We start from the raw sequence: 25810 nt of genomic DNA on the forward strand, positions 1-25810 counted from the left end.
TCTTCGGCGCGCCGTGGTGGCAGGCAGGCCCGCTCAGGAGTCGAGCAGCCGCCGCAGGTGCGCCCCGACCTGCTCGTGCTCGATGAGGAACCCGTCGTGTCCGAACTCGCTCTCGATCACCGCTGCGGTGTCCCCGTCGAGCGCGTCCGGCACGCCCGCGGCAATCCGGTGCTGGTCCTCGACGGGGAACAGCCGGTCGCTCGAGATCCCCACGACCAGGGTCCGTGCGGTCACCAGCCCGAGTGCCGCCGAGACCCCGCCGCGCCCGGCGCCGACGTCGTGCGAGTCCATCGCGTACGTCAGCGTCACGTAGCTCGAGGCGTCGAACCGCCGGGTGAACTTGTTGCCGTGGAAGTCGAGGTAGCTCTCCACGGAGAACCGGCCGTCGTCGCCGAGCGGGGAGACGTCGCTCTGCCAGGACCGCGCAAAACGGCTGTTCAGCTCGTCGGAGGCCCGGTACGTCATCAACGCCATCCGTCGGGCCAGCGACAGCCCGCGGTGCGGGCCCTCGCCGACGTCGGCCTCGTAGTAGTCGCCGCCCGCGAACGCCGGGTCCATCTGGATCGCGGCTCGCTGCAGCGAGTTCGCCGCGATCTGGTCGGCGGTGGTCTGTGCCGTCGACGCGAGGACCGCCAGCCGCTGCACGCGCGCGGGGTGCGAGACCGCGAACTCGAGGGCGTGCATACCGCCCATCGACCCGCCGACGACGGCCGCGAAGGTCTCGATGCCGAGCCGGTCGGCGAGCTGCGCCTGCACCTCGACCTGGTCGCGCACCGTCACGAACGGGAACCGCGAGCCCCACTCCGCGCCCGTCGGCGACACCGACGACGGCCCGGTGGTGCCCTGGCAGCCGCCGAGCATGTTCGGCGCGATGACGAACCACCGGTCGGTGTCGATCGCCCGGCCGGGGCCGACGACGTCGCCCCACCAGCCGGCGGTGCGGTGGCCCGGGCCGGCGGCACCGGTCACGTGCGAGTCCCCGGTCAGGGCGTGCAGGACGAGCACCGCGTTGTCGCGGGCGGCGTTGAGCGTGCCCCACGTCTCGTAGGCCACGCGCACGGACGGCAGGCGGCCGCCGCGCACCCATTGCTCGCCGAGGGACTCGAAGTGGCGTGCACCCGGGTGGTCACCGGGACGCCAGGCACCGGTCACGGGCGGCTTGCCGAGGGTGCCGAGTTCGGTGCCGGGCACCAGGGTGGACGGCACGGAGTCCTCGGGGGTCGTCTGCCAGTCCATCGTGCGTCCAGTCTGCCGGGAGGCGCGGGTCGCCGCCGCCGTGTTACGTCACGCCCGGCGCGTGGCCGGGCTTCAGGCCGCGCTCGCCGTTCCGTGCGCGCGCATGTTCCGACATCGTGCGCGTCGTTCGACTCGTGGATCGTCGCACCATGCGCACGTACCGGATGCGTGTGCAACGAGCGACGTCCCACGCGTCGATCGACACGTGGGACGTCGCAACATGCACGCGCATCGACAGGCAGCGCCCGCGGGCCCTACGCGCGCTGGCTCTCCTGCGCGGTCGCCCGGGCCGCGGCGAGCCCGGCCTCGAGGTCGGCCTTCAGGTCGGCGATGTTCTCGATGCCGACCGACAGGCGCACCAGGCCGGGCGTGACCCCGGTGGTGAGCTGCTGCTCGGGGGTCAACTGCGAGTGCGTGGTCGATGCCGGGTGGATCACGAGCGAGCGGACGTCACCGATGTTCGCCAGGTGCGAGAAGAGCTGCAGGTTGTCGACGAACGCCTTGCCCGCGGTGACCCCGCCCTTGAGTTCGAACGACAGCACAGCACCGACGCCCTTCGGCGCGTACCGGTTCGCGGCCGCGTACCAGGGCGACGTCGGCAGCCCGGCGTAGGCGACCGTGGCGACGTCGGGGTGCTGGTCGAGCCACTCCGCGATCTCCTGCGCGTTGGACACGTGCCGCTCGATGCGGAGCGACAGGGTCTCGATTCCCTGCAGCAGCGCGAACGCCGTGTCCGCCGAGTTCGACGCACCGAGGTCGCGGAGCAGCTGCACCCGGGCCTTCACGATGTAGGCGAGCTCGTTGCCGACCGCCTCGGCGAAGACCGCGCCGTGGTACGACGGGTCGGGCGTGTTGAACTCCGGGAACCGGTCGGCGTGCTGCGACCAGGCGAACTTCCCGCCGTCGACGATGATCCCGCCGATGACCGTGCCGTGGCCGCCGAGGAACTTCGTGGCCGAGTGCACCACGATGTCGGCACCGTGCTCGAACGGACGGATCAGGTACGGCGTCGCGATCGTGTTGTCGACGATCAGCGGGACACCGGACTCGTGGGCGACGTCGCTGACGCCCGTGATGTCGAGGACGTTGATCTTCGGGTTGCCGATGGTCTCGGCGAAGAACAGCTTCGTGTTCGGGCGGACCGCGCGGCGCCACTCCTCGAGGTCGTCCTGGTCCTCGACGAACGTCGTCTCGATGCCGAGCTTCGCCAGCGTGTACTTGAACAGGTTGTACGTGCCGCCGTAGATCGACGACGACGAGACGATGTGGTCACCCGCCCCGGCGATGTTCAGCACCGCGTAGGTCTCGGCGGCCTGGCCGGAGGCGACGAGCAGGGCCCCGGACCCGCCCTCGAGCGCGGCGATCCGCTGCTCGACGACGTCGTTCGTCGGGTTCATGATCCGGGAGTAGATGTTGCCCGGCTTGGCGAGCGCGAACAGGTCGCGCGCTTCGTCCGAGTTCGCGAAGACGTACGAGGTCGTCTTGTAGATCGGCGTCGCTCGGGCCCCGGTGGTCGGGTCCGGCTGTGCGCCGGCGTGGACCTGGGTGGTCTCGAACTGCCACTGCGCGGCGTCGTGCTCGGTCATCTTGGTGCTCCTGTCCGGTGCGGCTGGTCGTCGGGTCGCCCTGCGCTCGGCCTGGAGGCGCGGCGCGGCTGTGCGTCGGGTGTCACGGTACGCAGGTGGCCGGGCCCGCACCACCGCACCCGCCTCGGGACGTAACGCAGCCGCCCGACGCGCCACGGGCCTCCCGTCCGTCCGCACCGTGCTGTCACCGTCGGACGGTGCGAGGTCGGTGGTTCGGTGCGGCACTGCCGCGCCGCACCGAACGGGCAAGCTCGCGCCGGCCGGAGGAACGCGCACGGTGCGAGGTGGCACCGCTACGCCTTGTCGCGGCGGAACAGCCAGTCGACCTTCGGCTCGAGCAGCCACCGCATCCCACGCCGCACGAAGGGTTGCGCCAGGAAGAGGCTGACGGCACACGCGATGACGACCATGAGGAGCACGAACGGCCATGCCGAGTGCTCGCCGGCCAGGACGCCGGACTCCCGGATCGGGTACAGCACGAACGTGTGGAGCAGGTAGACGTACATCGTCGCCGCGCCGAACTGCGTGATCCAGACGTTCCGACGGGGGATGAGCACCAGGAACGACGCCGTCAGCAAGGTCGCGAGCAGCATCAGGCCGAAGCGCACCGCACCCGCCCACCAGGCGTCCTCGCCGAGCCCCGAGTAGGAGTCGTCGTAGAAGAACCAGTGGTGCAGGTCGAACTCCTTGAACTGCGGGATCCAGACCGCGCACGACACCGCCCACGCCGCGAACACCACGACGGCGGCGATCCGCACCCGGACGACCGTGCGGCGGGACGCCTCGTACCAGCGGTCGAAGACGCCCCACTGCTTGACCTGCCAGCCGAGCAGGAAGAACGGCAGCAGGCTGATCGCGCGGGACAGCGAGAGCGTGGAGTCGACGTTGTCGAAGTAGCCCACGCCGATGCTGAACACGACCGCCCAGAACAGCGGCCACCGCAGCTGCGCCAGGTACGGCAGGATCAGCTTGAAGATGCCCAGGGCCAGCAGGAACCACAGGGTCCACGTCGGCTTCGTCGGGTTGAAGTCCTTGCCGCCCTCGACGATGCCCTGCACCACGGTCCAGATCGTCTGCATGATGATGTACGGCACGACGATGTCCGTGATCGTCCGCCGCATCCGCTTCGCCGTCGGGGTGTCGGCCGACGAGAAGTAGCCGCTGATCACACCGAACGCCGGCATGTGGAACGCGTAGATGAACGTGTAGAGCGCCAGGGCGTGCTCGCTCGCCGGCGTCTGCCGCTGGATCGCGTGGCCGATGACCACGAGCGTGACCGCGACGAACCGCGCGGTGTCCCACATCGGGATCCGGCGCGGGGCTCGACCGGGCTCGAGCTGCGTCGCCGGGGCCGAGGGGGCGGGAGGGGCGGCATCCGTCGTCATCGCCGGTCACGTTACCGGATCGTGACCTGCACGGCCCGGTGCGGTGCCGGAAGCGTCCCGCTCGGTACGGTGGGCGGACCGGGCAACCACACGCCCGGTCACCGACGCAGGAGGCAGATCACATGGCAGCACGGCGCGCAGTCGTCACCGGAGCGAGCTCGGGCATCGGGGCGGCCACCGTCCGGCTGTTCCGGTCGCGGGGCTGGGACGTGCTCGCCGTGGCCCGCCGCGCCGCGAAGCTCGAGGCGCTCGCCGCGGAGACCGGGGCCGACACCCTGGTCGCCGACATCACGGACGCCGACGACGTGGCGACGCTCGCCGCGCGGGTCGCGGACCTCGGCGGCGCCGACGTGCTCGTGAACAACGCGGGTGGGGCGTTCGGCTCGGCGAGCGTCGAGGAGTCCGACGTCGACGACTGGCGCGCCATGTTCGAGGTCAACGTGATCGGCACGAAGCGTGTCGTCTCCGCGCTGCTGCCGCACCTGCGCGACCGCGCTCGCGCGTCCGGGGGAGCGGACATCGTCACGGTGACCAGCACCGCCGGGTTCGTCGCGTACGAGAACGGTGGCGGCTACAACGCCGCGAAGTTCGCCGAGCACGCCCTGGTCGGCGCGCTCCGGCTCGAGCTGAACGGCGAGCCGATCCGTGTCGTCGAGATCGCGCCGGGCATGGTGAAGACCGACGAGTTCGCGCTCACCCGGTTCCGCGGGGACGAGCAGAAGGCCGCCGCGGTGTACGACGACGTGCCGGAGCCGCTCGTGGCCGACGACGTCGCCGAGGCGATCGTGCACGCGGTGGAGCTGCCGGCACACGTGAACCTCGACCTCGTGACGATCCGGCCGGTGGCGCAGTCGGCGCAGCACAAGCTGGCGCGCGGCCCGCTGACGCCCCGCTGAGCCGACCCGCGCCGGACCCGCGCAGCGCCCGGGCTGCTGCCGCGGGTCGCGGGCGCGGGCTCCCTGCCGGTACCGTGGTCGGATGCCGATCAGCAGCGAACCCGAGCCCGCGGCTCCGTCCACCGTGACCGTGACGAGCGGGCCCGAGGTACTCGGCTGGCTCGAGTTCGGTGACGCCGCACGCCTGCTCGCCAAGGACGTCCTGTCCAGCGGCTTCGAGCCCGAGGTCGTCGTCGCCGTCGCCCGCGGCGGACTGATCATCGCCGGCGCCGTGGCGTACGCCCTCGGCACCAAGGAGTGCGGCTCGATCAACGTCGAGTTCTACACCGACGTCGAGCAGCGGCTGGAGGAGCCGGTCGTGCTCGCCCCCGCCCTCGACGCCCCGAGCCTGGCCGGCAAGCGGGTCCTCGTCGTCGACGACGTGTCGGACTCCGGCCGCACCCTGCGCCTGGTGGTCGACATCATCCGGAACGCCGGTGCCGACGTCCGGAGCGCCTGCCTGTACTCGAAGCCCGGCACTGTCCTCGAGCCCGACCACGTGTGGCGCCGGGTCGACGGCTGGATCACGTTCCCGTGGAGCGCCCTCGCCCCCGTGACGGCCGAGTCGTGAGCATCCACCTGGTCGGCGGCGGTCTGTTCGCCGCCTCGGACGCCGCAGCACCGTTCCTCGCCGAGGCGACCGCCCGTTCGGCAGCGGTCGGCCGGAGCATCCCGCGCATCGCCCTGCTCTCCGTGGCGGGCCCGGACGGCGGCAGCCCGTCGTCGACGGCCGACATCGCCGAGGTCCTCGGCGGCCCGCGCACGGCCGAGGTGCTCGTCACCGAGGTCGCGGCCGGTCAGGTCTTCGACACCACCGTCCTGAGCGACGTCGACGCCCTGGTGGTCGGCGGCGGCGTCACCCCCGACTACCTGGCGGCGATCGCCCCGCTCGTCGACCAGCTCCGGCTGCTCGTCTCCGACGGTCTGCCCTACCTCGGCTACTCGGCCGGTGCGATGATCGCCGCCGACCGTGCCCTGGTGGGCGGCTGGCGCATCGGCGGCGTCGAGATCTGCCCCGAGGCGGCGTCCGAGGGGCTGGACGAGGTCGAGCTCCGCGAGGGCCTCGGCCTGGTCGACCTGACCATCGACGTGCACGCGGTGCAGGCCGGCACGCTCGCGCGGCTCATCGCCTGCGCCGAGGCCGAGTTCGTCACCGCCGGACTCGCGATCGACGAGGACACCACGCTCGTCGTCGGCGAGGGCGCGCTCGAGGTCCGCGGGACCGGCAGCGTCTGGCGTGTGATGGCCGGCGAGGAGTCGGTGGCCGTCGCCACCATGGGCGCGTAGCCGACGTGGAACCCCGGCCGCTCGCCGACCTGGTCGACCCCGGCTGGGCCGATGCCCTCGCACCCGTCGAACCCGACGTGCACCGGATCGGAGCGTGGCTCCGCGAGGAGACCGCAGCCGGTCGCCACTACCTGCCCGCGGGCGGCGACGTTCTGCGCGCGTTCACGAGCCCGTTCGACGCCGTCAAGGTGCTGGTCGTCGGGCAGGACCCGTACCCGACGCCCGGCCACCCGATCGGTCTGTCCTTCGCTGTCGACCCGGCCGTCCGTCCGGTGCCGCGCAGCCTGGCGAACATCTACCGCGAGCTCGCCGACGACCTCGGCGTGACGCCCCCACCGCACGGTGACCTGCGGGCGTGGTCCGACCAGGGCGTCCTGCTGCTCAACCGGGTGCTCACCGTGCAGGCGGGCGAGGCCGGCAGCCACCGCGGCAAGGGCTGGGAAGCGGTGACCGACCAGGCCGTCCGCGCCCTGGTCGCCCGTGGCACCCCGCTCGTCGCCGTGCTCTGGGGTGCCCAGGCCGGTTCGGTGCGACCGCTCCTCGGCGACACCCCGGTCGTCGCGTCGGCCCACCCGAGCCCGCTCAGCGCGTCGCGCGGGTTCTTCGGCAGCCGCCCGTTCTCGCAGGTGAACGCGCTGCTCGAGTCGCAGGGCGCACCGCCCGTCGACTGGACGCTGCCCGCTCAGTAGGCTCGGCACGTGCTCGAGGAGGAATACCAGCGACGGCGGGTCCTGCCGCGACACCTGCGTGCCCCGGCGGCGACCGAGACGGCCTTCGAGTACCGCATCCGTGCGGCCGAGGTGGGGGACCTGCCCCACGTGCGCGAGATCCACACGCACTACGTCCGCAACTCGTCGGTGACCTTCGACCCGGCGGCGTTCACGTACGCCGCGTGGAAGAAGCGCTACGACGACATCCGGAAGCGCCGCCTGCCGTTCCTGGTGGCGGAGAACCCCGCCGGGCAGATCCTCGGGTACGCCCTGGTCGACGCGTGGAACCCGCGGGACCGCTCGAACCACGTCGTCGAGGACTCGATCTACCTCGGCGCCGCGTCCGGTGGCAAGGGGCTCGGCCGCGCGCTGATGGAGGCGCTGCTCGACGAGTGCCGATCGGCCGGCGTGCGCGAGGTCGTCGCCGTCATCGCGGACCGCCAGGCCGAGGCGTCGATCCGGCTGCACGAGCGGCTCGGCTTCGAGGAAGTGGGCCGGATGGGCAAGGTCGGCTACAAGTACGACCGCTGGCTCGGCACCGTCACGATGCGGCTCCGCCTGCGCGGCCCGCGGCTGTTCGCGCGACGACGCTGACGGAGCCGACGCGGTCGACGCGGTCGACGCGCGTCACGCTCGAGACGCGGCCACAGGGCGGACGGGAGGCCCGTGGCGGCCCCGGCACGCGCCTCCAGGCCGTCGCCCGGTCGCGTCAGCCTGCCGGCGCCTCGGTGATGAACTCGTCGCGCGTCACGCGGAGCAGCGCGGTGGCCGCCGCCGCCGCGGCGTCCGCGTGACCGTCGACCGCTGCGCGCCCGACGGCATGGTGCCGGAGCGCCGCCTCGCGCGTCCAGCGCGTGATGGGGTCGCGCGACTCCGACGTGCGGGTGCGGAGCAGCGCCTCGACCGTGCCGGCGAAGTGCGCGAACACGGCGTTCCCCGACCCGGTGAGCAGGGCACGGTGGAAGCGGACGTCGGCCTCGAGGTAGGCGCGACTGTCCTCGCGTCCGCAGGCGTCGAGCATGTCCTCGGCGGCGGCGAGCACGGCGTCAGCACCATCGGAGCCGGCGGTCAGGGACGCCGCGACCGGTTCGACGCCGAGCCGGAGCTCGACGAGCTCGCGCTGCTGCACGAAGTACGCCGGTGAGGTACCGCGCCACCGGATCACGGTGGGGGCGAGCAGCTCCCACGCCGTGATGTCGCGGACGAGCGTGCCGACCCGCTGCCGGGGCTCGACCAGGCCGAGGGACTGCAGGACGCGCAGGGCCTCGCGGACGACCGAGCGGGACACCCCGAACTCGTCGGCGACCAGTTCGGGTCGCACGACGGAACCCGTGGCCAGGTCGCCGTCGACGATCCGCTGGCCCAGGGTGTCGAGCACGTGGGCGTGCAGTCCGCGTGCGGTGGGCATCGTTTCCTCCGTGCAGTACGGGTCACGCGGTCGCCGTGACGCCGGTCCCATCGAAGCGGCAGACTCCGGGGACGGGCGGTTGGCGCGCGGGACGACGGCGTATAGTCTGATTAATCAGATTATTGAGGGTCGGCGTTCGTCGCGCCACTCCACCCTCGACACGAAGGCGACGGAGCCGCGCAGCAGCGACTCCAGGAAGGGGCGCTGATGCCTCACGCTCTCCCGGACCACCTGCTCGCCGCGGGTGGCACCACCGAGACGGTCGACCCGTCCGGTTCGATCCCGCAGCTGATCATCGCGGCGCTCGTCGGCATCGTGGTGATCATCGCGCTCATCACCTGGCTCAAGGTGCACCCGTTCATCGCGCTCACGATCGGCGCGCTCGGCGTCGGCATCGGCGCGGGCCTGGCGCCGGACAAGGCGGTCACGAGCTTCGGTGACGGCTTCGGCGCGACCATGACGAGCGTCGGCATCCTCGTCGGGCTCGGGGCGATGTTCGGCAAGATGCTCGTCGACTCCGGCGCAGCGGACCGCGTGGTGGACACCCTGGTGCGGAAGTCGTCGAAGGCGGCGCTGCCGTGGACGATGGCCCTGATCGGCGCGCTCATCGGGCTGCCGATGTTCTTCGAGGTCGGCCTCGTCCTCCTCATCCCGATCATCGTGCTGGTCGCCAAGCGGAGCGAGGTGCCGATCATGAAGATCGCCGTCCCCGCGCTGGTCGGCCTGTCGACGATGCACGCGTTCGTCCCACCGCACCCCGGCCCGCTCGTCGCGATCTCCACCGTCGGCGCGAACCTCGGCACCACGCTCGCCTTCGGCATCGTGCTGGCGATCCCGGTGATCATCCTGGCCGGGCCGCTCTTCGCCCGCTTCGCGGCCCGCTGGGTCGACATCCCCGTCCCCGACATGTTCGGGTCGCGTGGGGCGGTCGCCACCGCCGGCCCGGGTTCGGGGTCGGGTTCCGGGTCCGCCTCCTTCGCCGACGACCCGGCACACCCCGGACGGGAGGCCCGGCGCGGCCCCGCCACGCAGGACACCGCGTCCCTGCCCAACGGCAAGAGCGACTTCACGCGCGTGATCAGCGAGCCGCGCAGCCCGTCGTTCACCGTCGCCCTGATCGGCATCCTGTTGCCGGTCGTGCTCATGCTCGCCCAGGCGATCCGTGAGGCCACCGCCCCCGACGCCGCCGGCTCGTGGGTGAGCCTGCTCGACTTCCTCGGTTCGCCGATGATCGCCATCGGCATCGCCGCCGTCTACGCGATGGTCTTCTTCGCGATCGGCGGCGGGATGGACCGCTCGGCCGTGTCGAAGTCGCTCGAGAGCGCGCTGCCCCCGATCGCCGGCGTGCTGCTCATCGTCGGCGCCGGCGGTGGGTTCAAGCAGGTGCTCATCGACACCGGCATCGGCGGCGTGATCGCCGACGCCGTCAAGGACTCCGGCGTCTCGGTGCTGCTCGTCGCCTGGGTCGTCTCGGCCCTGGTCCGCGTGGCGACCGGGTCGGCCACGGTCGCCACCGTGACCGCCGCCGGCATCATGGCGCCGATCGCCGCCGACCTGTCGACGCCGATGACCTCCCTGCTCGTGCTCGCGATCGGTGCCGGCTCGGTGTTCCTGTCGCACGTGAACGACGCCGGGTTCTGGCTGGTGAAGGGGTACCTCGGCACCACGGTGGGGCAGACGTTCAAGACGTGGACGGTGCTCGAGTGCCTCATCTCGGTGTTCGGTCTGCTGGGGGTCCTGCTGGCCGGGGTGTTCATCCGATGAGCGGCGCAGGAGGAGTTGCTGCTGCCGGTGCGGCCGACGCCGGGCTGGACGCCCGCGTCCTGGTCGTGATGGGGGTCTCCGGGTCCGGCAAGTCGACCGTCGCCGCCATGGTGGCGGAGCAGGTCGGGTGGGAGTTCGCCGAGGGCGACGCGATGCACCCGCCGGCGAACGTCGACAAGATGCACGCCGGCACCCCGCTCACCGACGAGGACCGCTGGCCGTGGCTCGACGTCGTCGCCGGATGGATCCGCGGACACCTGGACGCCGGCACGAACGGCGTCGTGACCTGCTCGGCCCTGAAGCGCTCGTACCGCGACGTGCTGCGGGCCCCCGGGGTGGTGTTCGTGCACGTGGCCGGTGACGGTGCCCTCATCGAGGAGCGGATGTCGCAGCGTTCCGGGCACTTCATGCCGACGTCGCTGCTGCAGTCGCAGCTCGCCACGCTCGAGCCGCCCCAGTCCGATGAAGCCCACCTGACGATCGCCGCCGACCGCACCCCGGAAGAGGAGAGCGCCGAGGTCGTGGCGCGGCTCGGGCTGGTCCGGATCCCGAGAGCCTGATCGGGCGGCGCTCGGCAGCATGGCCGCATGGCGATCGACGACTCCCTCTCGCTCCTGACCCGCGGCTACGGGTTCGGTGCCCACCTGTGGCGCCGGACCCGTCCGGGGGCGCGGGCGGTGGGCTTCCGACTGCTCGGACGTCCGGCGCTGCTCGTGCGTGGTGCCGAGGGCGTCGGGCTGTTCTACGACGGCGACCGCACGGCACGCCACGGCGCGATGCCGGCGATCGTGCAGCGGACGCTCTTCGGCGTCGGCTCGGTGCACAGTCTCGACGGGGCGGAGCACCACCACCGCAAGGCGACGTTCGTCGACGTCGCGTACGAGGACGAGCAGGTCCGGCGCCTCGCACCCCTGCTGACCCACGAGTGGGCGACCGAACGCGACGCGTGGCTGACCGGTGGCACCCGGTCGGCGTACGACGCGGCCGTCGGTGCGATCGGCCGCGCCGTCATGCGGTGGGCCGGGCTGCCGGGGACGCCGGCGGCGAAGACCCGCTGGGCGGCGCGGCTCGCCCAGGTCGTCGACGGCTTCGGGGTGCCCTACTCACCGGAGTACCTGCAGGCCGTCCTGAACCGGCACTGGTCGGACCGGCATGCCCGGCGGCTGGTCGAGGCCGTGCGCGGTGGCCGGTTGACCCCCGAGCCGCACACCGCCCTGCACGAGTGGGCGTGGCACCGGGACCCCTCCGGGGCGCTGCTGCCGGCGCGGCTGGCCGGCATCGAACTGCAGAACAGCATCCGGCCGGCCATCGCGGTGGCCCGGTTCGTGGCGTTCGCGGCGAAGGAGTTGCACGACCGGCCGGAGTGGCGGGAACGGATCGCCGCCGAGAGCGCGGCGGCCGACACCGCTGACGGGCCGCGCGTCGACGGCCCGCGCGTCGACGGCCCGCTCGCCGTCGGTCCGCGCGTCGACGGCCCGCTCGCCGTCGCCTTCGCGCAGGAGATCCGCCGGACCGCGCCGTTCGTGCCGATGCTGCCTGCCTGGGCCACCACGGACGTCGAACTGGACGGCCAGCACCTGCCCGCCGGCGGGCGCGTGGTGCTCGACATCACCGGGACCGACACCGACGAGCGCTCGTGGGACCGTGCGGGCGAGTTCGACCCGTCGCGGTTCCTCGGCGTGGACGATTTCGAGTCCATCACGACGTTCGTCCCGCACGGCGGTGCCGACGTCGCCACGGGGCACCGGTGCCCCGGCGAGAAGGTCGCGATCGCCGCACTCGCGGCCGCGGTCTCGGTGCTGAGCGACCCGCGGCTGACGATCCTCGACGACGGGCTCCAGGCCGACCGCCGCCGACTGCCGACGAAGCCGGCATCGGGCGGCGAGGTCCGGGGCCGCTGCCCCTTCCACTGACCCGGTCTCAGCTGACCCGGGCTCAGCTGAACCGGATCGGGGTGCCGACGGGCAGCGCCGCCAGGGTGCGGGTCATCTCCGCCGAGATCCGGACGCAGCCGTGCGAGCTGCCAGTCGGGTCCGGGTAGTAGTGCAACGCGGTCAGTGCCGCGTTGCCGCCGTACGACGGGATCCGGGACGAGTGCGCCCCGGTCAGGATGATCGGGTTGCCCTGCGTGTACGCGACGCGGGTGTCGACGTACGCCGCCTCGACGTAGGTTGCGGTGTCGGCCGGGGTCGGGTCCTGCGGGGTGCCGAGCCGCGCGGCCTCGGTGGCGGTGATCTTCCCCTTCCGGGTGACGACGGACACCGTGCTGGCGGCGACGTCGACCGTGATCATCCGGTCGGTGCGCGTCACGGTGAAGTCGGCGGCCCGGGCCCAGGCGAACGTCGCGCTCGGGGCGTCCGGGTCGCCGCCGTCACCGGGGGTGCGGTTGCGGGACGGCGTCGACACCAGGAGCATCCCGCCGTCCTTGCCGGGGGAGCGACCCCACACCGCGGTCGCCGCTGGCCGGTTGATCGTCGACACCAGGTGGGACAGGGTCGCCACCGGCCGGGCGCGGCTCGATGGGCTCGCGTACAGGGCGACGAGCTGCGTGCGCGGGGTCGCGATCTGCCACGTGGCCTCGGGCTCGACGTCCCCGCCGTCGAGCAACTGCGGCACGACGGCGTCGTGGAACGCCAACGGCAGCGCGGCCAGGGTCGCGTCGGACGGTGCAGCGGGGACGGCCGCGAGCGTCGGCTTCGGTTTCGGCGTGGCGCTCGGGGTCGGTGTCGTCGTGGCCCGGGCCGCGCGGGTCGGCTCCGGTGTCGGCGACCCGACGGTCACCCCCACCACGACGGCAGCGACGGCGAGCACCACCACCCCGGCAGTCGTCGCGATCCAGGTGTTGCGTCGCATGGTGCTTCCCCCTCGGTCGATCCGTCAGCGTTCGGTGACGGTGCCGCCCTCGACCCGCCACTGCCGGTCGAGTCGGACGGTCTCCAGCATGCGCCGGTCGTGTGTGACGAGCAGTAGGGTCCCGTCGTAGGACTCCAGTGCCTGCTCGAGCTGCTCGATCGCGGTGAGGTCGAGGTGGTTGGTCGGTTCGTCGAGGACGAGCACGTTCACCCCGCGGGCCTGCAGCAGCGCGAGTCCGGCCCGGGTGCGCTCGCCGGGGGAGAGCGCCGAGGCTGGTCGGCCGACGTGGTCCGCCTTCAGCCCGAACTTCGCGAGCAGCGTCCGGACGTCGGCGGTGGTGTACTCGGGGACGATCGCCTCGAACGCCGCTGCCAGGGGCTGGTCACCGGTGAACGCAGCACGCGCCTGGTCGACCTCGCCGACCGCGACGCTGGACCCGAGCGAGGCCGTGCCCGTCGTCGGCGCCTGCTTGCCGAGCAGCGCCCGCAGCAGGGTGGACTTACCGGCGCCGTTCGGTCCGGTGATGCCGATCCGGTCACCGCCGTCGACCTGCAGCGAGACCGGGCCGAGGGTGAAGTCGCCCTGGGTGAACGTGGCGTTCGACAGCGTCGCCACGACGGCCGACGACCGGGGTGCGCTGCCGATCGTGAACTCGAGCTGCCACTCCTTGCGCGGCTCCTCGACCTCGTCGAGCCGGGCGATGCGGGACTCCATCTGCCGGACCTTCTGCGCCTGCTTCTCACTCGACTCCGAGGCGGCACGGCGGCGGATCTTGTCGTTGTCCGGGCTCTTCTTCATGGCGTTCCGGACACCCTGGCTCGACCACTCGCGCTGCGTCCGTGCCCGTGAGACCAGGTCGGCCTTCGTCGACGCGAACTCGTCGTACGCGTCACGCTTGTGCTGCCGGGCGATCTCGCGCTCCTCGAGGAACGAGTCGTACCCGCCGCCGAACAGCCGGTTCGACGACTGCGCCAGGTCGAGTTCGAGCACCGAGGTCACCGAGCGCGCCAGGAACTCACGGTCGTGGCTGACGAGCACCACCCCGCCGCGCAGCCCGCGCACGAACGCCTCAAGGCGGTCGAGGCCGTCCAGGTCGAGGTCGTTGGTCGGTTCGTCGAGCAGGACGATGTCGAACCGCGAGAGCAGCAGCGCGGCGAGCCCGACGCGGGCGACCTGCCCGCCGGACAGCGCGGTCATCAGGGAGTCCGGGCCGACGCCGTCCCCACCGGAGTCGCCGGTGCCGGGTTCGAGGCCGAGGTCGGCGAGCACCGCCGGGATCCGGTCCTCCAGGTCCGCGGCCCCCGCGGCGAGCCAGCGGTCGAGCGCCGCCGAGTACCGGTCGGCCGCGGCGTCGCCGGCGTCGGGCTCCCCGAGCGCCGCCGCCGCCGTGTCCATCGTCGCCGTCGCCTCGGAGCAGCCGGTCCGCCGCCCGAGGTACGCCGCGACGGTCTCGCCCACGATGCGCTCGTGCTCCTGGGGGAGCCACCCCACGAACGCGTCCGTCGGCGCCAGGGACACCGTGCCGGCCAGCGGCTCGTCGACTCCGGCCAGCAGCCGGAGCAGCGTGGACTTGCCGGCACCGTTCACGCCGACGACCCCGATCACGTCGCCCGGCGCCACCGTCAGGTCGAGGGAGTCGAACAGCGTGCGAGCGGCGTACCCGCCGGACAGGCCCTTGGCGACGAGCGTGGCGGTCATGCGCCCATCGTCCCACGCGGAGCGGGCACCCCACGTGCAGCAGACTGGGCCGATGGACTCCTGCGTCTTCTGTGCCGTGATCGCCGGTGACGAACCCGCCGTGTGGGTCGAACGCGAGGAGCACGCCGTCGCCTTCGCACCCCTGCCCGACTCGGCGCTGGCTCCCGGCCACACCCTGGTCGTGCCGGTCGAGCACACCGCCGACCTGCTCAGTGCAGGACCCACGGCACTCGCCGCCACCACGGCACTGGCGCAGCGCGTCGCCCGTGCGATGAAGGGGGCGCTCGGCGCGACCGGGACCGTCGTGCTGCAGGCATCGGGCGCGGACGCCGGCCAGAGCGTGCCGCACCTGCACCTCCACGTCGTGCCGTGCTGGCCGGACGACGCCACGACGCACTGGCCGGAGCGACGATCGGCGCACGTGGTCGACGGTGACCCGCACGCGCTCCTCGCCGAGATGTTCGAGTAGTCGCCCGAGCAGACCCTGCCCGGCCCGGCGCGACCCTCAGCCCCGCGGCACCAACCGACCCGCACCCACCGGCAGCAGCCCGCCCCGGTACTCGAGCGCCGTCGCGCCGCCGACCGACACCGAGGCCGCCCCGAACCGCCACGCTCGGTTGAACAGGTACACGCCGATCACCGTGTCGCCGTCGTCCGGCACCGCCCACGTGCCGGTGCCCCACTGCGCCGGGTGCCCCACCCCGTCGACGGTGACGGTCGGCCGGGCGAACCAGGCGAACAGGGGCCGGACGAGCCGGAGTTCGATCCGGCGCTTCGTCGTGCCGGAGGGGAGAGTGGTGTCCACCGTCGAAGGATACGGGCCACCGCCGCCTAGGCTCGGAGCCGTGTTCGAACTCCACCACCTCTCCGCACAGGAACTCTGGGACTGGATCCGCCGGGGCGAGGCGACCGCCCTCGAGGTCACCGAGCACTACCTGTCCCGCGTGGAACGCCTGGACGCCGGACTCGGTGCCTTCGTGACGGTCACCGCGGACGCTGCCCGGGCCCGAGCCGATCGCCTCGGCCACCTGGTGCCGACGTCGAGACCGTTGTGGGGCCTCCCGTCCGCCGACAAGGACCTGTACGACCGCGCCGGCGTCCCCACGCGGAACGGCACCGCGAGCCTGCCGGAGCGGCCCGCGTCGGCCGACCACCCGCTCGTCGCCGCGCTCGACGCGGCCGGTACCGTCAGCATCGGCAAGACCGCGTCACCGGAGTTCGGCATGTCCTCGTCGTCGGAGACCCGGCTCGGCGTGACGCGGAACCCCTACGACACCACGCGCGCGCCGGGCGGGTCGTCGAGCGGTGCGGCCGTCGCCGTCGCCGCCGGACTCGTGCCCGCCGCGGTCGGGTCGGACGGCGGCGGATCGGTGCGGATCCCCGCCGCGGCGACCGGGCTCGTCGGCCTGAAGCCGAGCCGCGGCCGCGTGCCGTCGATGCCCGGCCGCTCCGGCGTCGGCGGCCTGTCCGTCGCCGGGCCGCTCACCCGGTCCGTCGCCGATGCGGGCATGCTCCTCGACGCGCTGGTCGCGCCGACCGGGCTGCCGGAGGCCTCGCCCTACGCGCTCGTCACCCCCGACGTCGGTGAGGGGCCGTTCACCGCGGCCGCCGTCCGTGGCGAGGGCCGGTTCGTCGTCGGGGTGCTCGAGGGCTCGCCGTGGGACGACACCGTCGACGTGGTCGTCGACCCCGCGGCCCGGGCCGCCGTGGAGACCGCCGTGCGGGTGCTCGGCGAGGTCGGGCACGGCGTCGAGGACGTCCGGATGCCCCGCGTGCCGTACGCGGAGGCGTTCCGGGTGGCGTGGGAGAGCTCGGCCGCCCGCCTGCCGCAGATGCCCGGGATCGACCTGTCGGCGCTGACCCCGCTCGTGGCGTGGCTCGTGGCGCGCGGACAGGCGCTGTCCGGCACGCAGGTCCTCGACGCGATGTCGACGCTCGACACCTTCTCGACGACGCTCATCGGCGCGTTCGACCGGTTCGACGCGGTGCTCACGCCGACCCTCGCGATGACGCCGCGGCCCCTCGGCTGGTACGGCGACGATCCCGACGAGGACTTCCGCCGCCAGTGCGCGTACTCGCCGTGGACGTCGATGGCGAATGTGTCCGGGCTCCCCGCGATCACCCTGCCGGTCGGCGTGACCGACGACGACCACCCCGACGGTGGCGGGCTGCCGATGGGCGTGCAGCTGATCGGGCGCCCCGGCGGCGAGCGCGTCCTGCTCGCGATCGGCGCGCAGCTCGAGCGCCGGTTGCGCTGGCAGCGGCGGCACCCGGCTGCCTGGACCGCCTGACGGGAGGCCCGGGGACGCTCCGGTGCGCGGGCGCGCGGCGCACCGTGCGGCGTTGTCAGGCTGGTGCGGGGTTGCTTGTTCGGTGCGGCCTTGTAGGCCGGCTCCGTGCGGGCAAGCCCGCACGGAGTGGCGGGGTGCGCACGGTGCGGTGGACTCGTGTGCGTCTGTCCTGGAGGCGCGGGGCGGGCTGGTGTCGTGCCTCCTGTCTGGCGCACGGTGCGGTTTCGTGCGTGTGGTGCGGCGTTGCTTGTTCGGTGCGGCCTTGTAGGCCGGCTCTGTGCGGGCAAGCCCGCACGGAGTGGCGGGGTGCGCACGGTGCGGTTTGGTGCGTGTGGTGCGGGGTTGCTTGTTCGGTGCGGCCTTGTAGGCCGGCTCCGTGCGGGCAAGCCCGCACGGAGTGGCGGGGTGCGCACGGTGCGGTGGACTCGTGTGCGTCTGGTCTGGAGGCGCGGGTCGGGCTGGTGTCGTGCCTCCTGTCTGGCGCACGGTGCGGTTTCGTGCATGTGGTGTGGCGTTGCTTGTTCGGTGCGGCCTTGTAGGCCGGCTCTGTGCGGGCAAGCCCGCACCGAGTGGCGGAACGCGCCCGCCGCCCGCCGCAGTCCGCCTACGGCAGCGTCGGCGCCGCCGCCACCAACGCCCGCGTCACCGGGTGCTGCGGCGCGTCGAGCAGCGACACCGGCCCGTGCTCGACGATGCGGCCGTCGGACATCACCGCGACCGTGTCGCACAGCCGCTGCACGACGCCGATGTCGTGCGACACCAGCACGAGCGTCAGACCGAGGTCGTCGGCGAGCGACCGGAACAGCTCGATCACCCGGGCACGGACCACCACGTCGAGAGCGCTCATCGGCTCGTCGCCGAACAGGATCCGGGGCGAGTGCACCACGGCCCGGGCGATCGCGATCCGCTGCCGCTGGCCGCCGGAGAACTCGTGCGGGTACCGGTCGACCGTGTCGGCGGGCAGGTCGACGCGCTCCAGCACGGCACGCACGAGCTCGTCGTGCGACCCCGGGACCTGCAGGGCCCGCAGCGGCTCGGCGACGATCGCGCCGACGCGCATCCGCGGGTCGAGGGACGCGTACGGGTCCTGGAACACCACCCCGGTCTCGCGACGGAACCAGCGCAATGCACGCGCGGACCGGGACGCGACCACCGGACGGCCGGAGGCGGCGACGGTACCGGCGGAAGGGGCCTCCAGGCCGGCGAGCAGGCGGACCAGCGTGGACTTGCCGGATCCCGATTCGCCGACGATGCCGAGCCGTGCGCCGGGGACGACCGTCAGGTCGACACCGTCGACGGCGGTGCGGACCGGCCCGGGCTCGAACGGGCCGCGGCGGGGGAGTCGGTAGGTGCGGTGGAGACCGGTGGCCTCGAGGACGGGGAGGGTCACGGGGCGGTCCTCCTGGCGGTGGCGCGGGCGGCGTCGACGAGCGCGACCGTTGCGGGGTGCCGCGGTGCGGCGAGCAGGTCTGCGACGCGGCCCTGCTCGACCACCCGGCCGGCGTCGAGCACCACGGCGGTGTCGGCGATGCGCGCGAGCACGGCGAGGTCATGGGTCACGAACACCATGCCCGCCGGCAGGTGCTCGAAGAGGTCGAGGATGCGGGCCTCGGTCGTGACGTCGAGCGCCGTGGTCGGCTCGTCGGCCACCAGGTACGACGGCTCACCCGCCATCGCCATCGCGATGCAGATCCGCTGCCGCTGCCCGCCGGACAGCTGGTGCGGGTACTGCCGCAGCAGCGACTCCGGGTCGGGCAGGCCCACGGACTCCGCCAGGTCGACGGCTGCCGCGCGCGCCGCGCGTCGGTCGAGCCCGCGGTGCAGCCGGAGCGGCTCCGCGATCTGCGCGCCGACCCGCCGCAGCGGGTCGAGCGCGGTGCCCGGCTCCTGGAACACCATCGCGATGCCCGATCCACGGTGGCGCGCGCGCTCGCGGTCGGGCAGGCCGACGAGTTCGGTGCCGTCCAGGCGGACGCTGCCGGTCACGACGGCACCGGTGGGCTCCAGGCCCATCAGGGCGAGCGAGGTCATCGACTTGCCGGATCCGCTCGCGCCGATCACGCCGACGCGCTGGCCGGGAGGCACGGTGAAGCTGACGTCGTCGAGGATCGTCCGTCCCGTGATGCGGACCGACAGCCCGCGCACCTCGAGTCCGGAGGCTGCGGTGGCGTGGGTGGTGCCGGCTGCGTCGGCGGCGTGGTCGGGGCGTGCTGCGTGGTCGGTCATGCGGTCACCCCCGGCGTGGTCGTCGCCGGGTCGGCGCTCCGGTCGCTCGCGGTGCCGTCGGTCGTCGCCGGGTCGGCGCTCCGGTCGCTCGTCGTCAGCCGCGGGTCCGAGGCGTCCCGCACCGCGTCGCCGAGCAACGACAGTGCCGCGACGACGAGGGCGATGGCGGCTCCCGGCCAGGTCGCACTCCACGGGTGGACCCCGATGTAGGTCTGCAGGTCGGACAGCAGGCTGCCCCACGACGCGGTGTCCGATCCGGCGCCGTAGCCCAGGTAGGACAGTCCGGCCTCGGCGAGCACGGCCGTGGCCATCGCGAGTGACAGCTGCACGGTGAACAGCGGCGCCGCGTTCGGCACCAGGTGACGGAAGAGCACTCCGGCACCGCCGACGCCGGACGCCCGGGCCGCGGTCACGTAGTCGCTCCGGGCGATCCGCCGGATCTCACCGCGGGCCACGCGGGCGATCGTCACGCCGAAGGACAGCCCGACGCTGACGATCACGACGCCGAGCGACCCGCCGAACACCGCGGTCAGGAGCATCGCGGTGAGCAGGGTCGGGAACGCCACCAGGATGTCGAGCAGGACCGCGGTGCCCTCGCGCACCCAGCGGGCGGTGAGCGAACCGATCGCGGTGAGGACGATGCCGACGACGCTCGCGATCACCCCGGAGCCGACGGCGACGAGCACGGTGGTGCGGGTGCCGGCGAGCAGGTAGCTCGCGATGTCGCGGCCGGCGGCGTCGGTGCCGAACCAGTGCGCGGCGCTCGGGCCCTCCCACTGGTGGAACGGATCGGCGCGGAACGGGTTCTGCGGCGTCCAGACGAGCGACACGGCGGCGAGCACGAGCAGCAGGCCGAGCACGACGACGGCGAAGACCCCGGTCGGTCGGGACACCAGACGGCGGATCATCCCTGCACCTCGCGCTGTCGGGGGTCGAGGGTGCGGTGCACGACGTCGACGGCGAACCCGACGAGCAGCACGAGTCCGGTGAGCACGAGCAGTTCCGACTGCACCTTCGTGATGTCGCGGCGGCCGACGTCGGTCACGAGCATCCGGCCCACCCCGGGCAGGGAGAACAGCTGCTCGACGACGACGGCACCGACGAGCAGCCCGGCGATCTGGACGCCGAGCACGGCGAGCACCGTGAGGGCGACGCTCGGCAGGCCGTGGCGGAGCAGCGCCTGCGTGCGGGTGAGCCCGACGGCGGCGGCGGTGCGCAGGTGGTCGGCGTCGAGGACGGAGAGCGTGGCGGACCGGGTGAACCGGAGGATCACGGCGCCCTCGACGGCACCGATCGTCAGCGCGGGCAGCACGAGCGACGAGAACGCTCGCCCGGGTTCCGACCAGCCGTCGAGCGGGAAGCCCTGCGTCGGCAGCCAGTGCAGCGTCACCGCGAACAGGGCGACGAGGAGCATGCCGGCCCACACGACGGGCACGGCGGCGACCGCCTGCGCCGCGAACCCGATCACCGCGCCACCCGGGCGACGACGGAGCACCGCGGCGACCACCCCGAGCGGGACGCCGATCACCAGGGCGGTCGCCAGGGACATCGCGGCGAGCGGCAGGGTGATCGCGAGCTTCTGCGCGATCTCCGTTGCGACGGCACCGTTCGTCACCAGCGAGCGACCGAGGTCGCCGCGGAACACCCCGCCGATCCAGTCGAGGTACTGCACCACGACGGGCCGGTCGAGTCCGAGCTGCTGCCGGAGCTGCTCCACCTGCGCGGGGGTCGACTGCGTGCCGGCGACGACCTGGGCGACGTCACCGGGCAGCACGCGGAGCGTGGCGAAGATGATGACGCTCGCCACGAGCAGGCCGACGACGAGCAGGAGCACCCGCCCGATGAGGAACCGGGTCACGACACCGATGCTACGGGGACGGACACCCCGCCGCGGCCGCTCCGGGTCACTTGACCGCGAGCTTCGCCAGGTCGAGGCGCGAGTTGCCGCCGTCGACCGGGAAGCCCGTCACGCCGGAGCGCACCGCGGTGATCTCGGTCGCCGTGTAGAGCCACTCGCCGGCCGCGTCCTCGCTGACGATGCGTGCAGCCTTGCGGAGTGCCTCGGTCTTCGTGGCCTCGTCGGTCGCCGCGATCGACTGGGCGTAGAGGGCCTGCACCTTCGGGTTGTCGTAGCCGAAGTAGTAGTCCGGGTTCGCCCAGTTGCCGAAGTCACGGGCCTCGACGTGGTCGACCATCGACAGGTCGAAGTCCCGCTCGCCGGACTTCGGTGCCTGGAACACCGAGGACAGCCAGGTGGCGAAGTCGACGCGCTTGACCGTCAGGGTGATCCCGACGTCGGCGAGCTGCGACTTCAGCACGTCGCCGATCGTGGTCGGGTAGATGTTCGCGTAGGTGAGCGTCAGCTTCAGGTCCTGCTGGCCGGCGGCGGCCAGGAGCTTCTTGGCGTTCGCGGGGTCGTACGCGTCGATGTCGGTCAGGTCCTCGTAGCCGGGGTCGAGCTCCGGGATCGGGCCGCCCTGCTCCACGCCGGTGCCGCCGATCGCCTTGATGAGCGCCTTCGCGTCGATCGCCTGCCTGATGGCCCGGCGCACGCGCTCGTCCGTGAACGGTTCCTTGCGGTTGTTGAACGCCAGCGTGTACTTGTCGGTCGTCTTGCCGCTGTGCAGCGCGATGTCGGCGTTGCCCTGCAGCTGGCTCTTGAGCGTGCCGTCGACCGGGTTCAGGACGTCGAGGTCACCGTTCGCCATCGCGTTGACGGCGGTCGACGGGTCCGTGATGTACCGGAAGACGATCTTCGCGACCTTCGCCTTCGTGCCCCAGTAGTCCTCGTTGCGGTCGAAGGTGAGCGAGTCGCCCTGCTTCCAGCTCGCGACCTCGAACGGACCGGTGCCGTTGGCGCTGTCGGACAGGTCGTTGTCGGCCGCCTTCTCGAGTACCAGGCCCGAGCGGCCGGTCAGGTTCCAGAGCAGGTCGGAGTCCGGCTTCGCCAGCTGCAGCACGACGGAGTCGTCCGAAGGCGAGGTGATCGACGTGACGCCCGCGAGCTTGGCCGAGTCGACGTACGAGTCGTTCGACTTGACCTGCTCGAGCGACCAGACGACGTCGGCTGCGGTGACCGGCTTGCCGTCCTGGAACGTCGTGCCGTCCCGCAGCGTGAACGTGTAGGTCAGGCCGTCCTTCGAGACCTCGTGCGACGAGGCCAGCACGTCACGGATCTCGCCGTCGGCGGTCCGGCCGACGAGCCCCTGGTACACGTTGTCGATGAGCACCTGGTCGAGCGCCGCCCCGGACTGGGTGCGGATGTCGAGACTCGTCGGCTCGAGCACCAGCCCGACGCGCACCGTGGCGTCCTTGCCCCCGGTGGTGTCGGACGAGCCGGAGCAGCCGGTCAGCGCCAGGGCGGAGACGACGGCGACGGCGGTGGCGGCGAGGGCAGCGCGCCCGATGCGCGAGGTGCGCGCGGTGCGACGGGGCAGGAGCGGACTCATGGGGTGGTGGGTTCCTTCCGGGCACGAGGGCTGGGATCGGGCCTCGCGCTCGCACGAGGGTACCGGCGGCTGGTGCCGTCCGGCGACGGTTCTTCGATCGGGTGCAACAATCCGTGCCGCTCCGCCCATGCCCGGATCGCCGAAGCCAGTTCGAGGGGTGCCTGGTTCTGCACCGCGTGCCGCGAGGTGACCGTCACGATCTCGGCGTCCGGCAGGCGTTCGGCGAACCCGGCGTGCAGCTTCGGGGAGACGTACCCACGGTCACCCCGGACGAGCAGGATCGGCACGCGCAGGGCCTCGAGGTCCGGCCACGCATCGGCGAAGCGCCCCACCGACGACGTCCGCCCGGCGGGCAGGTGCGGGAAGTGGTGACGGCGAACGAGTCGCCCGTCCGCACCGAGGGCCGTCGTGTGCCGGGCCTCGCGCAGCAGCACCTGCCGGTCGTCGCCGACCCGCGCCTCGATCGCCCGGTCGACGACCTGCTCGAGCGACTCGAACGGCTCCTCGGCCTCGAGCGCGCGGGCGATCCGGTCGACGGCACGCTGCGCGAAGTCCGGCGACATGTCGACGAGCACGAGTCCGGTGACCCGCTCCGGCGCGGTGGCCGCGAGTCGAGCCGACAGGATGGCACCGAGCGAGTGCCCGACGACGATGCCCGGCGGCACCGCGAGCGCGTCGAGCGCGGCGAGCACGCTCGGCGCCGTCGCGGCCGCCGCGTAGTCGGCGTCCTCCCGCCACGACGACCGGCCGTGGCCGGGCAGGTCGAGGGCGACCGCCGGCTCGCCCACGGCGAGTGCCGTGGTGTCGAAGCTGTGGGCGTCGATGCCGAGCCCGTGCAGGTAGGTGATCCGGGCCTCCTGGCCGTCGTCGCCCCACCGGATCGCGGAGGTCTCCTGTCCGTCCGCGGTGCGGACCACCTGCCTGGAGGCGCGGAGCGGCGTGGTCACGCCGCTCGCGCTGGCGAGGGCGGGCAGGTCGGCGAATTCGTCGTCGGGGGCTTCGGACACGAGGACGATCCTCGCACCGTTCCGGGGGCCTGGAGACGTTAGGTAAGGCATGCCATACTCGATTCTGTGGCAACCCGGTATCGCGTCTTCTCCGTCCGTGTGGCCGCCGTCACGTCGCTCACCCCGAACTTCGTCCGGGTGACGCTGACGGGCGACGCGCTCGCCGACTTCTCCTCGGTCGGTCTCGACCAGCGGATCAAGATCGTGCTGCCCCTGCCCGGCATCGGCTTCTCCGAACTGCCGGAGGACGAGGACTGGTACGCCGCCTGGCGCGCGCTGCCGGACGACGCCCGCAACCCCCTCCGCACGTACACGGTCCGCTCGTTCCGGCCGGACGCCCGCGAGCTCGACATCGACTTCGTCGCCCACGGCGACACCGGTCCGGCATCGCGCTGGGTGTCGGCCTGCCGCGTCGGTGACGAGCTGCGCATCGTCGGGCCGCGGGTCCCCGAGTCGCCGGAGGACCTGCCGACCGGGGCCGCCGAGTTCGCTCCCGGGCACGCGAACCGGATCCTGCTCGCCGGGGACGAGACCGCTGCACCGGCCATCTGCGCCATCCTCGAAGCCCTCGACGTCTCGACCGTCGGCCACGTCTTCATCGAGGTACCCACCGACGCCGACCGGCTGCCGGTCACCGCGCCGGCCGGGGTCGAGGTCCGCTGGATCGCCCGCAACGGCGCCACCCACGGGGTCCGGATGACCGACCAGGTGCACGCCTGGGCCTCCACCGTCGCGCCGCCGTCCGCCGCCGCGTGCGAGCCGGCCGCCGAGCTCACCGACGTCGACGTCGACGAGCAGGTGCTGTGGGACGTCCCCGCGCCCGTCGACGAGCGCCCCGTCTACGCGTGGATCGCGGGCGAGGCCGGCTGCGTCAAGGAACTCCGCCGTCACCTGGTGCGCGGCGTCGGCATCGACCGCAAGCAGGTCGCGTTCATGGGCTACTGGCGGCACGGCAAGGCCGAGCACTGATGCCGACCTCGGGCACCGCGCTCGGTCCGGTCCCGACCACCGCGCTGGGGGCCCGTGGGCTGACCCTGGCGTACGACGACCGGGTCGTGGTGGACACGCTCGACGTCGACATCCCCGACGGCGAACTGACGGTCATCGTCGGGCCGAACGCCTGCGGCAAGTCGACGCTGCTGAAGTCCTTCGCCCGCACCCTGAAGCCGCGCGCCGGCACGGTGTTCCTCGACGGGGCGCCGATCGACTCGTACCGCCCGAAGGCCGTCGCCCGGCGCGTCGGGATGCTCCCGCAGACCCCGATCGCCCCCGACGGCATCACCGTGCGTGACCTGGTGTCCCGGGGCCGGTTCCCGCACCAGGACCTGCTGCACCCGTCGTCCGGGTCCGACCGGCAGGCGGTGCAGGCCGCACTCGAGCAGACGTCGACGGTGGAACTGGCCGACCGGAGCGTCGACGAGCTCTCCGGCGGGCAGCGGCAGCGGGTGTGGATCGCGATGGTGCTCGCGCAGCAGACCGACATCGTGCTGCTCGACGAGCCGACGACGTTCCTCGACATCGCCCACCAGTACGACGTGCTCGAACTGGCCTCCACGCTGCACGCCGCCGGTCGCACGGTCGTCGCGGTGCTGCACGACTTGAACCAGGCCGCCCGCTACGCCACCCACGTCATCGCGATGCGCGACGGGGCGATCGTCTCGGCGGGGAAGCCGTCGTCGGTGCTCACCGCGGACCTCGTCGAGGACGTCTTCGGCCTGCCGTGCGTCGTCGTCCCCGACCCCGAGACCGGCACGCCCCTCGTGGTGCCGCGGCGGCGCGCGGCCTGACGCGCGGGCGGCGCTGGGGCCGGGCGGTCACGACACGTCGTCGGCAGGGCGTCGTGTGGTCACGAACTGTCGGCTGGCGGCGCCGCAGGCGACGGTCTGCGACCGCTCGCCGCGCGCTCGGCGGGGTGTTGTGACCGGCCGGCGGGTGCAGTGGGGTTGTAGCGCGGCGGCCTGGAGGCGCGGGGCGG

Annotated in this window: 25 protein-coding genes; 12 read left to right on the top strand and 13 right to left on the bottom strand. The window is 73.0% G+C overall.

What is annotated here, in order from left to right; all coding sequences use genetic code 11:
• Positions 1-33: 33 nt before the first annotated feature.
• The 3 genes from DEJ03_RS06870 to DEJ03_RS06880 form a co-directional block, all read right to left on the bottom strand.
• The gene (locus DEJ03_RS06870; RefSeq protein WP_110864018.1) at positions 34-1236 is read right to left on the bottom strand and encodes a homoserine O-acetyltransferase; all 1203 of its coding nucleotides are present in this window, start codon (positions 1234-1236) and stop codon (positions 34-36) included.
• A 254-nt stretch (positions 1237-1490) separates the two neighbouring features.
• On the bottom strand, positions 1491-2822 hold the full coding sequence (locus tag DEJ03_RS06875) for a bifunctional o-acetylhomoserine/o-acetylserine sulfhydrylase (RefSeq protein ID WP_110864019.1): 1332 nt from the start codon (positions 2820-2822) through the stop codon (positions 1491-1493).
• A gap of 293 nt (positions 2823-3115) precedes the next feature.
• Positions 3116-4207 (bottom strand): acyltransferase family protein, encoded by a 1092-nt coding sequence (locus DEJ03_RS06880; protein WP_110864020.1) that lies wholly within the window; start codon positions 4205-4207, stop codon positions 3116-3118.
• A gap of 122 nt (positions 4208-4329) precedes the next feature.
• Between DEJ03_RS06880 and DEJ03_RS06885 the strand changes: the two genes are divergently transcribed.
• The 5 genes from DEJ03_RS06885 to DEJ03_RS06905 all read left to right on the top strand — a co-directional run bounded on the left by DEJ03_RS06885 (position 4330) and on the right by DEJ03_RS06905 (position 7733).
• A complete protein-coding gene (locus tag DEJ03_RS06885) occupies positions 4330-5103 on the top strand; it encodes an SDR family oxidoreductase (RefSeq protein ID WP_110864021.1) in 774 nt (257 codons plus the stop codon).
• An 82-nt stretch (positions 5104-5185) separates the two neighbouring features.
• Positions 5186-5713: a phosphoribosyltransferase gene (locus tag DEJ03_RS06890; protein ID WP_051596753.1), complete on the top strand. Its 528-nt coding sequence runs from the start codon at positions 5186-5188 to the stop codon at positions 5711-5713.
• Positions 5710-6429 (top strand): Type 1 glutamine amidotransferase-like domain-containing protein, encoded by a 720-nt coding sequence (locus DEJ03_RS06895; RefSeq protein WP_110864022.1) that lies wholly within the window; start codon positions 5710-5712, stop codon positions 6427-6429. The genes DEJ03_RS06890 and DEJ03_RS06895 overlap by 4 nt, the downstream gene beginning before the upstream one ends.
• Before the next feature lie 5 nt (positions 6430-6434).
• The gene (locus DEJ03_RS06900) at positions 6435-7118 is read left to right on the top strand and encodes a uracil-DNA glycosylase (RefSeq protein ID WP_110864023.1); all 684 of its coding nucleotides are present in this window, start codon (positions 6435-6437) and stop codon (positions 7116-7118) included.
• A 9-nt stretch (positions 7119-7127) separates the two neighbouring features.
• Positions 7128-7733: a GNAT family N-acetyltransferase gene (locus DEJ03_RS06905; RefSeq protein WP_027465815.1), complete on the top strand. Its 606-nt coding sequence runs from the start codon at positions 7128-7130 to the stop codon at positions 7731-7733.
• 115 nt (positions 7734-7848) lie between these two features.
• On the opposite strand, the gene DEJ03_RS06910 is transcribed toward DEJ03_RS06905, so the two are convergent.
• On the bottom strand, positions 7849-8547 hold the full coding sequence (locus DEJ03_RS06910; protein ID WP_181422631.1) for a FadR/GntR family transcriptional regulator: 699 nt from the start codon (positions 8545-8547) through the stop codon (positions 7849-7851).
• Between the two features lie 207 nt (positions 8548-8754).
• On the opposite strand from DEJ03_RS06910, the gene DEJ03_RS06915 reads away from it, so the two are divergent.
• From DEJ03_RS06915 to DEJ03_RS06925, 3 genes are read left to right on the top strand one after another with little or no spacing between them, the layout of a single operon-like run.
• Entirely contained in the window at positions 8755-10311 is a 1557-nt protein-coding gene (locus DEJ03_RS06915) for a GntP family permease (protein ID WP_071244816.1), read from the top strand.
• Positions 10308-10871 carry a gluconokinase gene (locus DEJ03_RS06920; protein ID WP_110864025.1) on the top strand — a complete coding sequence of 188 codons (564 nt, stop codon included), beginning with the start codon at positions 10308-10310 and terminating at the stop codon, positions 10869-10871. Before DEJ03_RS06915 ends, DEJ03_RS06920 begins: the two co-directional genes overlap by 4 nt.
• 27 nt (positions 10872-10898) lie before the next feature.
• Positions 10899-12224 (top strand): cytochrome P450, encoded by a 1326-nt coding sequence (locus DEJ03_RS06925; protein WP_110864026.1) that lies wholly within the window; start codon positions 10899-10901, stop codon positions 12222-12224.
• 22 nt (positions 12225-12246) lie between these two features.
• Here the strand turns inward: DEJ03_RS06925 and DEJ03_RS06930 are convergent, their stop codons facing one another.
• Both DEJ03_RS06930 and DEJ03_RS06935 read right to left on the bottom strand, forming a co-directional pair.
• Positions 12247-13164, bottom strand: a complete 918-nt coding sequence (locus tag DEJ03_RS06930; RefSeq protein ID WP_110864027.1) for a L,D-transpeptidase — start codon at positions 13162-13164, stop codon at positions 12247-12249.
• A 24-nt stretch (positions 13165-13188) separates the two neighbouring features.
• The gene (locus tag DEJ03_RS06935) at positions 13189-14862 is read right to left on the bottom strand and encodes an ABC-F family ATP-binding cassette domain-containing protein (protein WP_110864028.1); all 1674 of its coding nucleotides are present in this window, start codon (positions 14860-14862) and stop codon (positions 13189-13191) included.
• Positions 14863-14914: 52 nt separating this feature from the next.
• Between DEJ03_RS06935 and DEJ03_RS06940 the strand changes: the two genes are divergently transcribed.
• Positions 14915-15331 (top strand): HIT family protein, encoded by a 417-nt coding sequence (locus DEJ03_RS06940; RefSeq protein ID WP_110864029.1) that lies wholly within the window; start codon positions 14915-14917, stop codon positions 15329-15331.
• A 36-nt stretch (positions 15332-15367) separates the two neighbouring features.
• Here DEJ03_RS06940 and DEJ03_RS06945 read toward each other — a convergent pair whose 3' ends face one another.
• Positions 15368-15667, bottom strand: coding sequence for a hypothetical protein (locus tag DEJ03_RS06945; RefSeq protein WP_110864030.1), 300 nt, complete (start codon positions 15665-15667; stop codon positions 15368-15370).
• A 40-nt stretch (positions 15668-15707) separates the two neighbouring features.
• On the opposite strand from DEJ03_RS06945, the gene DEJ03_RS06950 reads away from it, so the two are divergent.
• Positions 15708-17153 (top strand): amidase, encoded by a 1446-nt coding sequence (locus DEJ03_RS06950; RefSeq protein WP_110864031.1) that lies wholly within the window; start codon positions 15708-15710, stop codon positions 17151-17153.
• 604 nt (positions 17154-17757) lie between these two features.
• Here the strand turns inward: DEJ03_RS06950 and DEJ03_RS06955 are convergent.
• The 6 genes from DEJ03_RS06955 to DEJ03_RS06980 are packed head-to-tail and all read right to left on the bottom strand — an operon-like array spanning position 17758 to position 23835.
• Entirely contained in the window at positions 17758-18543 is a 786-nt protein-coding gene (locus DEJ03_RS06955) for an ABC transporter ATP-binding protein (RefSeq protein ID WP_110864032.1), read from the bottom strand.
• Entirely contained in the window at positions 18540-19379 is an 840-nt protein-coding gene (locus tag DEJ03_RS06960) for an ABC transporter ATP-binding protein (RefSeq protein WP_258370640.1), read from the bottom strand. Before DEJ03_RS06960 ends, DEJ03_RS06955 begins: the two co-directional genes overlap by 4 nt.
• A complete protein-coding gene (locus DEJ03_RS06965; RefSeq protein WP_110864033.1) occupies positions 19376-20287 on the bottom strand; it encodes an ABC transporter permease in 912 nt (303 codons plus the stop codon). Before DEJ03_RS06965 ends, DEJ03_RS06960 begins: the two co-directional genes overlap by 4 nt.
• On the bottom strand, positions 20284-21237 hold the full coding sequence (locus DEJ03_RS06970) for an ABC transporter permease (RefSeq protein ID WP_110864034.1): 954 nt from the start codon (positions 21235-21237) through the stop codon (positions 20284-20286). The genes DEJ03_RS06965 and DEJ03_RS06970 overlap by 4 nt, the downstream gene beginning before the upstream one ends.
• Before the next feature lie 46 nt (positions 21238-21283).
• Positions 21284-22828, bottom strand: a complete 1545-nt coding sequence (locus tag DEJ03_RS06975; RefSeq protein ID WP_110864035.1) for an ABC transporter substrate-binding protein — start codon at positions 22826-22828, stop codon at positions 21284-21286.
• Entirely contained in the window at positions 22825-23835 is a 1011-nt protein-coding gene (locus DEJ03_RS06980; protein WP_163343553.1) for an alpha/beta fold hydrolase, read from the bottom strand. The genes DEJ03_RS06975 and DEJ03_RS06980 overlap by 4 nt, the downstream gene beginning before the upstream one ends.
• A 66-nt stretch (positions 23836-23901) precedes the next feature.
• Here DEJ03_RS06980 and DEJ03_RS06985 point away from each other — a divergent pair, with 66 nt between their 5' ends.
• Together DEJ03_RS06985 and DEJ03_RS06990 are read left to right on the top strand one after the other, a co-directional pair.
• A complete protein-coding gene (locus tag DEJ03_RS06985; RefSeq protein ID WP_258370641.1) occupies positions 23902-24804 on the top strand; it encodes a siderophore-interacting protein in 903 nt (300 codons plus the stop codon).
• On the top strand, positions 24804-25622 hold the full coding sequence (locus DEJ03_RS06990; RefSeq protein ID WP_110864038.1) for an ABC transporter ATP-binding protein: 819 nt from the start codon (positions 24804-24806) through the stop codon (positions 25620-25622). Before DEJ03_RS06985 ends, DEJ03_RS06990 begins: the two co-directional genes overlap by 1 nt.
• Positions 25623-25810 lie beyond the last annotated feature (188 nt).

The sequence above is a fragment of the Curtobacterium sp. MCLR17_043 genome, from assembly GCF_003224215.1.
GTDB lineage: Bacteria > Actinomycetota > Actinomycetes > Actinomycetales > Microbacteriaceae > Curtobacterium > Curtobacterium flaccumfaciens.